Source organism: Mesorhizobium xinjiangense (assembly GCF_009749525.1).
Lineage (GTDB): Bacteria > Pseudomonadota > Alphaproteobacteria > Rhizobiales > Rhizobiaceae > Mangrovimarina > Mangrovimarina xinjiangensis.
In genome coordinates this window covers 120019-133452 of sequence record NZ_WOAC01000011.1, presented here as the reverse complement: position 1 = coordinate 133452, position 13434 = coordinate 120019, and the positions used below count along the sequence as shown (strand labels likewise).

Genomic DNA, 13434 nt, shown 5'->3' with positions numbered 1-13434 from the left:
GCCTAGTCTCCGGGCGCGACCATTCATCTCTGCTCCGAGTGCGGGATCACAGGCTGGAGACAAGCGGGTTGCTCGGCCTCTTTGGAAAGGTCCCGCCGCGCACGACGTAGGTGCTGTCGCCCATCCCATCCAGACTCGCGTCACGGGTCTCGTGCTGCTCGAAGAGGTAGGCGACCATACGTCGACTCGATGGGGGGCGTCGCCGGCCACGGTACAGTCAACTCCGATCTGCGCCGCACGCTGTTCCTTGCAATCAGTCCGCAACGGGATCCTGCGCAAAAATCGAAGCGATCCTAGATAGCGGTCCGCGTGCCGGGGTGCGCTCGTTCGACGGCGCTCTCCTCTGGTGCGTTGAGAACCGAGGTCGTGAGCAGGACCGCAGCGGCGAGAACCCAGTAATACCACGCGTCAAGCCCGGTAAAATTGAAGGCGAAGGGGGCAATGATGAAAACTACACCCAAGGCGCGGTCCACCCAAAGATGCAGCCGGTAGGGGATAACCCTGACGAGCCCCGTCTGGTGGTCCGTGAGAGCCGGCAGCACCAGTGCCGCGACACCGGCCACCACCGAAAGCCACAGTGCGACAGGGCTGCTCTCGCCGAGCTTCAGCAAGAATGGCGCAACAATCAACAAGATGGCGACAGGATAGTCGATCAGGTAAGCGTGCATGGATTTTGTGATGAAGCGGAAAGGCATGGTGTAACTCCTGTGCGCTCGGCAGCTCAATCGAGCTCTTGCGACACCGAGATGAGGGGCGCCTCGCACGAAAAACGATTCGACCGTGTTGTGATCGATGGGTCACCCGTGCTGCCACCGAGTTATCCCGATGAGGTGTATAAGGAGCGTATTCCCGTCTGCGCCTTGTTAGAAATGCCGGCTCGTTATCGTTTTCATTCCGCTCTTGAGGGTCGCGCCCAACGTTATCAGACACTGACCATGCCGAGCGCGCGGACGACTTCCGCCGCAACAGGCCCGACATCTTCTTCGAAGCGCAGGATCTCGGCACGCTCGCCAAGATGATCGGCGTCCCTGCCCATGCCTTCCTTTCATCGGTGCTTGGATGGTCGTTCACGTCGTTGGCGCGCGGAGTGCGACCGACACAACGCCCGATGATCGGGCTATTGAAACCCCTGACCCATCGGCCGTGCCGGAGCCGCGCGAGTGGGAGAAGGACAGCGATCTTGCAGCCTCGTACGTCACAGTTGACGAGATCAGGGTGAAAACGCGGGATTTCCGGTGATGTTTGCTACCAGAACGAGAATCTTCGCGCGGCAGTTCTCGACCCCTTTGCGGTCGTTCACAGGGCTGGCTCGGTTAGTGAGAAGCCGCCGTCCGTTTTCGCGTCAGGCAGCGTTGAAGACGAACGGTGCTTGCTGGAGCAGGTTTTGCCCGCGGACGAACACCTTGCAGGTTCTACGTGCGCGGGTGATGCCGTTGTAGAGCAGTCTGGCTCTTAGCTCATCGCTCCCTGGCACGCCGTGCGGCCAAAGAATAACGACGTGATCGAACTGCCGGTTCTTCGCCTGATGGATACCAAGAAGCGGAATGCCGCGCACGCGATCACTCGCATGAGCGCGGAAACTTGCAGCCTTCCGATCCACTAGGGCGCCAAGTTCTGGTGCGGTCCAAAGCGTCTTGCCCTGCCGGATCATCGATTGAAAAGCGGCCGCCGTAACTTGCGACACCCAGCGTGGCGGGTTTTCTAACTGAGCAAATCGCTCGGCAACCTGTGCGGGCGTTAGTACGTCTCCATCTCCTACGACCGCCATCACGGCTGCGATCTCGTCCGAGGCATGCGGCTCCAAGATCAATCGTATCGGAGGTATATTGTAGGTGGCGGAGTGCAATCCTTGACTGAGCCTTTGGGCGATCGCTTCAGCCCAGTCGCGCCCTGCCGGTGGAAAGAGCACGGCACGCGTTCCTTGCGCATAATGTATCGCCGCGCCGATGCGGAATGGCGCGTAGTTCTTGTAATAGTAATTGATAGTCAGCCCCGGACCTGCGGCAGGCGCCACGAGCTGGCGTAAGTTCGCTCCGGCGTTTAGCAAGCCAGCAACCGCTGTTCGATGGATGTGGTTGAGTTGGGTGGTATCCCCGCCCTGAAACCACTCCATGAACGGGCCGGTGTCTATCTCCTCGTTGAGGCATTGGAATTCGTCCGCAGCGACAAAAACGGACGCATGCGGCGCGAGCGCGCTTACGATGCGCAATCGTGGCGGTGCGAGTTCCTGCGCCTCATCCACCAGAATGACTGGATAGGAGCGTGCGACCCATCTCGCGACTTGCGGATTCTCCAGAAGCTGTCCGCAGGAATTGCAGTTTGCGTTAAAATCTCCGGTTTCGAGACCCAGCGCCGCCGCAAGCGAACGCCAGCGCGTCAACACCTGCAATGCGAAGCTGTCGATCGTCATGGCGACCGACTTCCCGCGCAACAGCGGATTTAAGCGTAGCTCCTCGTCGAGGCGGCGGCGCGAGCCATGCATGAAAGTCAGCGCGAGCACCTTCTGGTGTGGCAGCATCGCTTCTTGCGCCAGCCGCTCTCCCACGGACTCCATGAGCCTGTGGGTCTTGCCAGAACCTGCCGGTCCCTCAAATCCCCGGAAAGGCATCGTTGAACGTCCAATGCGTGGTTATCCCATTCGCGTGGGCTGCGGTTTGGGCCGAGTTCGCAAGGGGTTGTTTGCCGGTCGCTATTGCTGCCAGAACGGAAAGAACGTGCCGCACGCGGCGGCTGCACGCGGGCTTGCCGACTATGACATCGGCCAGTGTGCTGTGGAGAATTTCGTCGCGCTTGGCTCCGTCGGCTTTCAGATGGTCTGCAAGCCCGCCGATGTTTGCGGGTAAACCGAAGGCCGCGAGGTCGGCGTGCGCGATCATGGTTGCATCGGCGCTGCACACCCACGCGACAACATCTTCTATTATCCAGCCGTTCGGCCACTGGATGACCCGGTGACAAGGTGATGCGCCTGCCGACAAAGCGGCCTTGTAGTCATTGCCCGCCCCGTCTCCGTCGACAAGGCAGGTGATTGAAGGATGCACGATCGCAAGGTCGCGGTAGGTCTCCGCAATGCGCGCATCTTTGGTTGGAATGACGCCGACTTCGTGCGTGAAAGTTGCCCCTTGTGGGTCTGCGGGAAGCTCCGTCAAATCGGCGATGCGGCCGAACAAGCGCAACCATGACGCGTCGAACTTTCCTTCGGGAACGAGGACGGCGGGATGCATGACTGCGGAAACCGTCGCCGCGCGCTCGGTCAGAAAGAGCGAGCGCCGCACTGCCGTCGCGTTCTGGTCGATCGGCGACTTTAGCAACGGATTGGCGGATAGCGCGCCCGCGCGGTTGACCATCAACACGAGTTGATGAGGATCGGCCACCGATGAGACGGTCGGCGAATGGCTTGTGATGATCGTCTGCGTCGCCATCTTCTTCAAATAGTGGAGCAGCTTTCTCTGCTGCGGCGGCGGCACATGCAGTTCGGGCTCTTCGATCAGCATGATAAAGTTATCGCCGCGCGCTTTGCGCAGACTGCCAAACCGCATGAGCAGCACGAGAGTCTGAAGCGAGATGATTCCGTTGCCATGCCTACGGCCAGGCAACGGCGGGCGTCCCGCTTCCTGAAAGTGCGGCATCACGGCATCGAGTACGCCGTCGCTGTCGGTCGTGGTCAATCTAAGACTAAGATCGATCTGGCGGCCGAAGAGCGTTTCGAGATCGTCATTCACCTCACCGACGAGCGCGGCAAGCTTCTCGTCTTCTTCGAGCGGCTGTTCGGGATTGCGGAGCCTGTCCCGCTCGGCCAGCACCGCCTCCGCTGGGTTACCCCCCACGTAAGCGACCGTCTTCCGGAACAGATCGGAGCCAAAGGACATCATCCGGTCCCAAGTCCGGTTGGCGGGCACAAGAAAGAGGCCAAGCTCTTTGATGAGGCTGATAGGGAGCGGCACGACCGGCGAGTCATCCGCGAACGGATCGTCGTCATGTGCATCGTCATAGAAGTAGCGCACCGTATCCGTTTCGAGCGTCGTGCGATCGAAGTGCGCACAGAACGCGATCTGGCAGGCAAGCTCGGTCGCCTGCGCTGTAGCCGCCGGATGTAGGTCGCCGCTGACGGGGTCAAACCATTTCTCGACGCCGCGTCCCTGCCGGAACCAGTCATGGTGGTGGTCGGGGTCGTTGTGAGCGAAACCCGAAATTGTGGCGACGATCTTTATTCTTGTTGCCGCGACGGGATCGGAGCCGAAGAAATCATGTTCCGTGAGATGGCGTACCAGACGTTCGCGCCCGAGAAGCAGCGCAAGCGCCTCGACCACAGTTGTCTTTCCCGAATTGTTTGCGCCAATGAGAATAGTGAAATCGTCGAACAGAACCGTTCCGTTCTGGATGCCGCGAAAGCCGTCTATGTCCAGTCGAACTATCTTCATTGTTCCTGCCCCCACGAGAACAATAGCATTTGAGGAAGCGCCGGCGAAGCGCGAAGATTGAAGTGCGCTCGCTCCCAGCGACGAGCGCGCGTGTTCGCCGCCGGTTACGGAGCAACGATCAACTTTACTGCTGTTAGGCGTCGCGGCTGCAGTGTCAGTTTCCCGACTAAAGCGATGTTGCCTGAATGTTTGCTTCAATGTCCGCGAAGGAGGCGCTTCCGGTCGAAAATCATCGACCATGTGAAAGGCAGCTATCCTCGCGCGGCCGCCTACAACCTGTCATTCCGCTTCCCACCTCATCTCGGACATTTTGCCGTCTCCTGGTTTAACATGGCGTCGCCCAGGGGGCCGGGCTGTTGGCGGAGCTGAAGCCCATGCTGGTCTTCATCCTTCGGACGGCCATCCCTGACGCTGAAGAGAAACGGGGGAGATGCTAGGTAGGCTTCGACACTGGATCGACTATCGCCGTGCCCTTCGCGCACGCTGGCAGTATGATGCGAAGCGACTTCTCGCTGCAGAGCAGACGAACGCCTATTATGAGGCGCAACGCCGGGCCACCCGTGCTCGGGTGCGGCGTGAGAAAAGTGAAATCTACCATTGGGCCAAGGTGGCGGCCGAGGTAGCCCGACTCTCACCTCAGGTAGAAATGAACATCACGGTGCTGACGCATATCGTCGACGACGAAGAACGTCGCAACCGTTAAGCAACGTCAGGCCCCAACCCTCCGCCCCACGCTTGTCGTCGACTACGAACCAACTCGAGGACAGTGGTCGACCGGTATTGTGATTGGGCGGGCGGTTCGGGAAATCGAGAGCCACCGGGCTGGTTCACTTTGGGCAAATCCGACCCCCGCTCTCTGTGGATGGCTTTCCTAGTCCGGTTCCGGATCTTCCCGATCAACCCACAAGGGGTCCGCTAGCAAGCTGCGGCCGCTTGGCTTCGCCGGCGCGGTGATCGCGACCTGAACCGGACATTGACGGACGCCATCGAGCGGGGATCGGCCTTGCTCAACGGTGGAGCCCTTCAGATGTCACACGATCTTTCCCTCGCCCAGAACCACGCCTTCAATCTCTCCCGCACTCTGATGGTCCCGGTCACGCTCTTCGCGGTCAACGGCGAGTTCGGCGTAATGCCGAGCGACGAGCTCGACGACGCGGACGTCGAGGTGATCCACGAATACGACCCTTACCAGGTCGGGTCGGCTCATTGAGCCGGCTCCGCCACCAAGTTCGCAACCCAGCAGAAATGCCGGGTTGCCAGTGGACGCCTCCCGCCCTTGGCTGACGCGGAGATGTGCCGCTGGCGAGCCGGCGACCGCAAGGGAGGCTGCGCCGCGGCCCGGGCGACCTACCGGTCGCCTTTTGCCTGTGGCCGCGCCCTTGCCCTCGCCGCTCTTCGCGGCGTTGGGGAAGCGGTCCCGCAGGCCTGCGGGAATGGGCACAAGAAATGAAGAGGCTGGCGCCGAGAGGGTTGCTGGAGGCAATGATGGAAAGAAATGAGGTTGACGAACTCAGAGACCGTGTTCCTTGTGCGGCGGTGCTGGAACTGGCGGGTTTCGGGATCGACGAAAAGGAAAGCACGCGACGCGCCGTCAAACATCGACGCGGCGACGACATCATCATCGTGATCCATGAGGGAAAGGGCTGGTTCGATCCGCTCAGCGATGCCAAGGGCGACGTTTTCTCCCTCATTCAGCACATAGACAACGTCAACTTCGGTGAGGCGCTCGGACTCGCGGCCGAGCTGGTCGGTTACATACCGCGCGAGCCAACCTGGCGAAGACCCGCTCGCGATCCTGACCTGGAACCATCCGTTCATGCGCGCTGGCGCGGCCGGCGTAAGCCATGGCGTGGGTCGGCAACCTGGCGCTATCTGCGCGGCGAACGGTTTCTGCCGGAAACGGTCCTTCGTGCTGCAATTGCGGCGGACTGCCTGCGTGAAGGCCCACATGGCAGCATGTGGGCCGCTCATGTTGATGCCAGTGGTTCGTTGGTTGGTTGGGAAGAACGAGGCCCCGAGTGGCGAGGATTTTCATCGGGCGGCACCAAAATACTCTTTCGCTTTGGATCCACTGCGGCCGTGCGGGTGTGCATTACCGAAGCAGCTATCGACGCCATGAGCCTCGCCGCCTTCGAGGGTATACGGGAGGGCAGCCTCTATCTGAGCACAGGCGGAGGCTGGTCTCCAGCAACCGAGGCGGCGGTCCGAGCACTTGCAAACCGTCCCGATGTGCAGCTCGTGGCTGCTACGGACGACAATCCGCAAGGGGAAATTTTCGCGGGCCGCCTGCGCGAGATTGCCGAAACGGCCGGCTGCGACTGGATACGGCACAAGCCCCCAGCCGAGGACTGGAACGAGGCGTGGAAAGCAAGAGTGAGGGAGGAGCAGGCGAGAAGGGAATGGAGACGGGGCCTGCCGCATGCCCGCCGGTCGCGTCAAGGGTAAAGCTTCGCCCGCTACGCGGCCCTTGACCCGGCCGGGCGGAGAGGCGGCAGCGGGGGAGGGGTCAGAAGGGTTGAAGATGACGGTGAGATCGGAAGGATGAACCGCGCTCCGGCCCGACAAGGCCATAGGAGCCCGTTCATGACCCTTTCTTCCATCCGCAAAGTTTATCAGGGCATCGCCGACCGCAGGCAGATGTTTCGCATGTTCGACCGCCACGCGCAGCGCCCGAACCGCTTCCAAGGCGATTCCGGCCCGCTCTATGCTGGCGAGTGGTTTGAAGTGGCTCGGGCAGACCACGACTATATGTTCGAGATCCTGCCGCCGCTGTGGATTCGCGGTGAAATGTTCGCCCTGCGCGAATTTCTCACCGGCTCGGTCACCAGCGTCTTCTACACGCTGCACATAGACGGCAAGATGCGCTACTTCCACGCCTATTGCGACCTGTCGCAAGCACGCTCGGCCGTCGAGATACGCGACGTGATCGTCGAACGCGAATCTCGCCCGATCCGCGCCATGACGCGCGAGGAACGCATCGAGCATATCTGGTCGAGCACCCATGATGAGTACCGTGGTTATGCCGGCGAACTGTGGATGCCCGAACATCGCGGCAAACGCACAGTCCTCTTCTATGGATGGAGCCGCGGGACGACTCTCAAACTCCTCGATGCACTGACGGACGACGAAATCGCAGCAAAGCTTCCGGTGCATCTGCGGCATCTGCCCCTCGCGATCGCGGCGTGAGGAGGCAGCCATGTTCACATTTCCAATCATGGCTGTGCGCAAGGTCATCGATCGTGGAATCGCCGATGCCGCCGCTAATGGTGGCCATCGCAACCCCTACTACGGCACACGACCGGGCGAGGGCGAAAAGCCCGGCCTCTGGCTGGTCGGAGATCAGGGGGTCTACATTCTCTCCAACGGCAAGCTTGCCGAGTCCCAACACGCCCTGGTCATCTATTCGGAAGAGTGCCACCCCGTCGGAAACCCCAACTGGTGGGACTACAAACGGCGCTGGTTCGGCGGCGACGACGGTATTGAGTTCATAGCGGCCGAACGGCTGATTCCGCTGTTCGACCGAAACCATCGCTCGACGCATCTGCGCGTACAGCTCAGCGAGACCGAGATCTCACTGACCCTCATCACCCGCTAGTCGCCTCACCATCCGCGAGCCCTTCCGCGACCGGCATAGCCGTGCGCGCGCTCGCGCTCGCCCGACATTCACGGAGAGTTTCCATGTCACATGACGACCCATTCACCATCGACCTGTTCGGCAACACCGCCCTGTCTTCTGGGCTCGGTCTCGGCGTCACAGCCTTCGGCAACATTTTCGACGATGTTTCCGATGACGATCATGACCCGGTTCCGTCTTCACCGGCGCCTGCCATGCCGATCGCCAGCGTGACGGTCCCACCAGCTCACGCCGAAACGCGGGGAGCAAACTTCTATCTCGCCTCCGACCGGAATCTGGCCAGAGGCTGGAAAGAGCGTGCTCGTGACAATATCGCCGCGATCCGGCTTGCCGCCGAGATCGAGGATCAGGAGCGTGCCGCAACACCGGAGGAGCAGGAGAAGCTGATCAGGTTTATCGGCTTCGGCGCATCCGATCTTGCCAATGGCGTTTTCCGCCGTCCGGGAGAGATTGAGTTCCGCAAGGGCTGGGACAAGATCGGTTCCGACCTGGAGGATGCCATCTGCGAGGCCGACTATGCCTCGCTGGCCCGTTGCACCCAGTATGCCCATTTCACGCCGGAGTTCATCATCCGAGCTATTTGGGCGGGCCTGCAAAGACTCGGATGGCGCGGCGGCCGTGTGCTCGAACCCGGCATCGGCACAAGCATGTTCCCAGCGCTGATGCCGGAGCCGCTGCGTGACGTGTCACACGTCACCGGGATCGAGCTCGATCCGGTCACGGCACGCATCGCAAGGCTATTGCAGCCGAGGGCGCGTATCGTCACAGGCGATTTTGCCCGCACCGAGTTGCCGGCGAGTTTCGATCTCGCCATCGGCAATCCGCCGTTCTCGGACCGGACAGTGCGGTCGGATCGCGCCTACAGGTCTATGGGCCTGCGCCTGCATGACTATTTCATCGCGCGGTCGATCGACCTCTTGAAGCCTGGCGCCTTCGCCGCGTTCGTCACCGGCTCCGGCACAATGGATAAGGCGGATTGTTCTGCCCGCGAGCATGTCGCGAAATCCGCGGACCTGCTTGCCGCCATCCGTCTGCCCGAAGGTAGCTTCCGCGCTGACGCTGGCACGGACGTCGTCGTCGACATCCTGTTTTTTCGGAAGCGCAAGGCCGGGGAGCCGGACGGCGATCAATCATGGCTCGATACTGAGGAAGTGCGGCCCGCGACCGAGGACGAGGGTACCATCCGCGTCAATCGCTGGTTCGCACATCATCCGAATTTCGTGCTTGGCACGCACGCCCTCACCTCAGGTCCCTTTGGCGAAACCTACACATGTCGGCCAAGGCCGGACGTCGCGCTGGGCGAGGCGCTCGCCGCTTCCATGCTTCTTCTTCCGGAAGCGCTTTATGACGGCGAACCAACCGAGATCGATTTCGATCTGGAAGACGCAGACGATGCGGCAATCATCGATCTGCCGTCCAACCGCCATGTCCGTGAGGGCAGCTTCTATTTCGACAAGGCGCACGGGCTGATGCAGGTGATCGACGGCGAGCCGCTCAAGGTGAAGGTGCGTAAGGGGCGGAGCGCCGACGGCATACCGGAAAAGCACGTCCGGATCATTCAGAAGCTGATCCCGGTTCGCGATGCCGTTCGGGAAGTGCTGAAAGCCCAGGAGCTCGATCGGCCATGGAAGGACCTGCAGGTCAGGCTTCGCATCGCATGGTCGAGCTTCGTGCGTGACTTCGGGCCCATCAACCATACCAGGGTTTTCGTGACGGAGGACACCGAAACCGGCGAGACGCGCGAAAGCCATCGCCGCCCCAACCTCCAGCCCTTCCTCGATGATCCCGATTGCTGGCTGGTGGCGTCGATCGAGGACTACGACCTCGAAAACGATACGGCGAAGCCTGGTCCCATCTTCACCGAGCGTGTCATTTCTCCGCCTGCCCCCCCTGTCATCACCAGTGCCGCCGATGCGCTGGCCGTCGTGCTCAACGAACGCGGTCGCGTCGATCTTGAACACATCGCTGAACTCCTCCATCGCGATCTGGACGATGTCGCCGCGGAACTCGGCAGCGCCATCTTCCGCGATCCGGCCGATGGTTCCTGGCAGATGGCCGACGCCTACCTCTCCGGGCATGTGCGCGACAAGCTCAAAGCGGCCGAAGCCGCCGCAGCACTCGATCCAGCCTATGAACGCAATGTCGCGGTCCTGCAGGGCGTGCAGCCGGCCGATCTTCGACCCTCGGACATCACCGCGCGCCTCGGCGCTCCGTGGATACCAGCCGCCGATGTCGTCGCCTTTGTCAAGGAGACGATGAACGCCGAGATCAAGATCCACCACATGCCCGAACTGGCCTCATGGACGGTCGAGGCCCGCCAGCTTGGCTGGTCAGCGGATGGGACGTCAGTGTGGGGCACCGAACGCCGCCATGCCGGTGAATTGCTTGCCGACGCGCTGAACAGCCGCGTGCCGCAGATCTTCGATACGGTGAAGGACGGCGACAGTGAGCGACGCGTCCTCAATGTCGTCGACACCGAGGCTGCAAAGGAAAAGCTGCACAAGATCAAGGAGACTTTCCAGCGCTGGATCTGGTCCGACCCGGATCGCACCGACAGGCTGGCGCGAGTTTATAATGACCGCTTCAACAATATAGCCCCTCGAGCCTTTGACGGCGCCCATCTCCAACTTCCCGGCGCCTCGGGCGCCTTCGTTCTTTATGGGCACCAGAAACGTGGCATCTGGCGGATTATTTCGGCCGGCGCAACCTATCTCGCCCACGCCGTCGGCGCCGGCAAGACCATGACAATGGCCGCCGCCATCATGGAGCAACGTCGCCTCGGCCTCATCAACAAGGCGATGCTCACCGTGCCTGGCCATTGCCTGGCGCAGGTTGCCCGTGAGTTCCTGGCACTCTATCCGACCGCTCGTATCCTTGTTGCCGATGAGACCAACTTCACCAAGGACAAGCGCGCCCGGTTTCTCAGCCGGGCGGCCACGGCGAATTGGGACGCGATCATTATCACCCATTCGGCATTCAAGTTCATCGGCGTGCCGTCGGCCTTCGAGCAGCGAATGATCCATGACGAGTTGGAACTCTACGAAACGCTGCTCACCAAGGTCGACAGCGATGACCGCGTATCGCGAAAGCGGCTCGAGCGCCTGAAAGAGGGTTTGCAGGAACGGCTGGAGGCACTCTCCACCCGCAAGGACGACCTGCTCACCATTGGCGAAATCGGTGTCGACCAGATTGTCGTCGATGAGGCCCAGGAGTTCCGTAAACTCAGCTTCGCCACGAACATGTCGACGCTCAAGGGCGTCGATCCGAACGGATCGCAGCGGGCATGGGACCTCTATGTGAAGTCTCGCTTCGTGGAGACGAAGAATCCGGGTAGGGCGCTCGTGCTCGCCTCCGGCACGCCGATCACCAATACACTGGGCGAGATGTTCTCTGTCCAGCGTCTGATGGGCTTTGCTGCCTTGATGGAGCGCGGCCTGCACGAGTTCGACGCGTGGGCATCGACCTTCGGCGATACAACCACCGAGCTGGAGCTTCAGCCGTCTGGCAAATACAAGCCGGTCTCACGCTTCGCCAGTTTCGTCAACGTGCCCGAGCTGATTGCGATGTTCCGCGCGTTTGCGGACGTCGTGATGCCGGAGGATTTGCGCCAATATGTGAAGGTTCCCTCGGTCTCGACCGGCAAGCGCCAGATCCTCACGTCGAAGCCAACCACAGCATTCAAGCACTACCAGATGGTACTCGACGCACGCATCAAGGCCATCGAGGAGCGCGACCGCCCGCCGGAGCCCGGGGATGACATCCTCCTCTCGGTCATCACCGATGGCCGCCATGCCGCCATCGATCTACGCTTGGTCGACCCCGACAACGACAATGAGCCCGACAACAAGCTCAACAATCTCATCTCCAACGCCTTCCGGATCTGGAGGGAGACGTCTGGGCACACCTATGTCCGACCGGACGGCAAGCCGTTCGAGCTACCCGGCGCCGCGCAGATGATCTTTTCCGATCTCGGCACGATCAGCGTGGAGAAATCACGCGGGTTCTCAGCCTATCGCTGGATACGTGACGAGTTAGTGCGGCTCGGCGTGCCTCCAGAAGAAATCGCCTATATGCAGGACTTCAAGAAGTCGGAGGCCAAGCAGCGCCTGTTCGGCGATGTTCGTGCCGGTAAAGTCCGTTTCCTCATTGGCTCGTCGGAGACGATGGGCACCGGTGTCAATGCGCAGCTCCGTCTCAAGGCCCTGCACCATCTCGACGTGCCGTGGCTGCCGTCCCAGATCGAGCAACGCGAGGGCCGCATCGTTCGACAGGGCAACCAGCATGACGAGGTGGATATCTACGCCTACGCTACCGAGGGTAGTCTCGACGCGACCATGTGGCAGAACAATGAGCGCAAGGCGAGATTTATCGCAGCGGCACTCTCCGGCGACACTTCGATCCGCCGTCTCGAAGACCTCGGCGAGGGGCAGGCAAACCAGTTCGCCATGGCAAAGGCGATCGCATCCGGCGATCAACGCCTGATGCAGAAGGCTGGGCTCGAGGCTGACGTCGCACGGCTTGAACGTCTGCGCGCCGCCCATATCGATGACCAGCACGCCGTCCGCCGGCAGATACGCGATGCGGAACGCGACATCGAGCTTTCGAACCGACGCATTGCAGAAATCGGCCAGGACACGGAGCGCTACATTCCGACCGATGGGGATGCGTTCGCGATGATGGTCGTCGGCAAAGCCTACACCGAGCGAAAAGAGGCGGGTAGGGCGCTCATGAAGGAAATCCTCACGTTTATCCAGCTTCAGCACGAGGGTGCGAGCGTCATAGCCTCCATCGGCGGTTTCGATCTCGAATATGAGGGACAGCGCTTTGGCAAGGACGGCTATCGCTACTCCACCATGCTCTTACGCACCAATGCGGACTATGAGATCGATCTTCCGGTGACGACCACTCCGCTTGGAGCGGTCTCACGGCTTGAACACGCTCTTGGCGATTTCGAGGGGGAGCGGGAACGCTATCGTCAGCGTCTAGCCGACGCCCGCCGCAGGCTGGCGTCGTACCAGTCACGCGACGAGGAGGGCGAGTTCGCCTTCGCCGGCGAGCTCGCGGAAAAACGTCGACAGCTTGCCGAAATCGAGGAGGCGCTCGCCATGGATATCGAGCGTCCTGATGACGCTGCTCAGATGGCTGCCTGACCCGACCTTCGAGCCAGCCGCGCCGACAGGCTTGGCTGGCTCTTTTCATGTCGATGGTTACGTCGACGGCATTGCTGCCCTTTCGGTCCAAGGAAAGGAAAAGAGGAAATGTGAGGGGAAAACTCCGCTCGCAGATCGGTCTGACCGGTGCCGCTGGCGCTCAACCGCGCCGCTCGCAATCCCGGCCCGTCGTCCTGCGCAGGGCTGTCAGCCCCGCTTGTCCGGCCGGACA

Annotated in this window: 9 protein-coding genes; 6 read left to right on the top strand and 3 right to left on the bottom strand. The window is 61.3% G+C overall.

Translation table 11 applies throughout. The features are described 5' to 3' along the window. Nucleotides 1-293: 293 nt before the first annotated feature. The 3 genes from GM909_RS13325 to GM909_RS13315 form a co-directional block, all read right to left on the bottom strand. Nucleotides 294-695 carry an SPW repeat domain-containing protein gene (locus GM909_RS13325; RefSeq protein ID WP_157016875.1) on the bottom strand — a complete coding sequence of 134 codons (402 nt, stop codon included), beginning with the start codon at nucleotides 693-695 and terminating at the stop codon, nucleotides 294-296. Nucleotides 696-1342: 647 nt separating this feature from the next. Next, the gene (locus GM909_RS13320; protein ID WP_157016874.1) at nucleotides 1343-2608 is read right to left on the bottom strand and encodes an ATP-binding domain-containing protein; all 1266 of its coding nucleotides are present in this window, start codon (nucleotides 2606-2608) and stop codon (nucleotides 1343-1345) included. Continuing rightward, nucleotides 2589-4418, bottom strand: a complete 1830-nt coding sequence (locus GM909_RS13315) for an ATP-dependent nuclease (RefSeq protein WP_157016873.1) — start codon at nucleotides 4416-4418, stop codon at nucleotides 2589-2591. The genes GM909_RS13320 and GM909_RS13315 overlap by 20 nt, the downstream gene beginning before the upstream one ends. 430 nt (nucleotides 4419-4848) lie before the next feature. Between GM909_RS13315 and GM909_RS13310 the strand changes: the two genes are divergently transcribed. The 6 genes from GM909_RS13310 (at nucleotide 4849) to GM909_RS13285 (ending at nucleotide 13202) form a co-directional block, all read left to right on the top strand. After that, nucleotides 4849-5121, top strand: coding sequence for a hypothetical protein (locus tag GM909_RS13310; protein WP_157016872.1), 273 nt, complete (start codon nucleotides 4849-4851; stop codon nucleotides 5119-5121). Nucleotides 5122-5445: 324 nt separating this feature from the next. Next, the gene (locus GM909_RS13305) at nucleotides 5446-5628 is read left to right on the top strand and encodes a hypothetical protein (RefSeq protein WP_157016871.1); all 183 of its coding nucleotides are present in this window, start codon (nucleotides 5446-5448) and stop codon (nucleotides 5626-5628) included. A gap of 275 nt (nucleotides 5629-5903) precedes the next feature. Beyond that, on the top strand, nucleotides 5904-6863 hold the full coding sequence (locus GM909_RS13300; RefSeq protein WP_157016870.1) for a DUF3991 and toprim domain-containing protein: 960 nt from the start codon (nucleotides 5904-5906) through the stop codon (nucleotides 6861-6863). 138 nt (nucleotides 6864-7001) lie between these two features. After that, entirely contained in the window at nucleotides 7002-7604 is a 603-nt protein-coding gene (locus GM909_RS13295; protein ID WP_157016869.1) for a DUF1419 domain-containing protein, read from the top strand. A 10-nt stretch (nucleotides 7605-7614) separates the two neighbouring features. Then, on the top strand, nucleotides 7615-8013 hold the full coding sequence (locus GM909_RS13290) for a DUF3085 domain-containing protein (protein ID WP_157016868.1): 399 nt from the start codon (nucleotides 7615-7617) through the stop codon (nucleotides 8011-8013). A gap of 83 nt (nucleotides 8014-8096) precedes the next feature. Continuing rightward, the gene (locus tag GM909_RS13285; protein ID WP_157016867.1) at nucleotides 8097-13202 is read left to right on the top strand and encodes a lactate dehydrogenase; all 5106 of its coding nucleotides are present in this window, start codon (nucleotides 8097-8099) and stop codon (nucleotides 13200-13202) included. The last annotated feature ends 232 nt before the right edge of the window (nucleotides 13203-13434 follow it).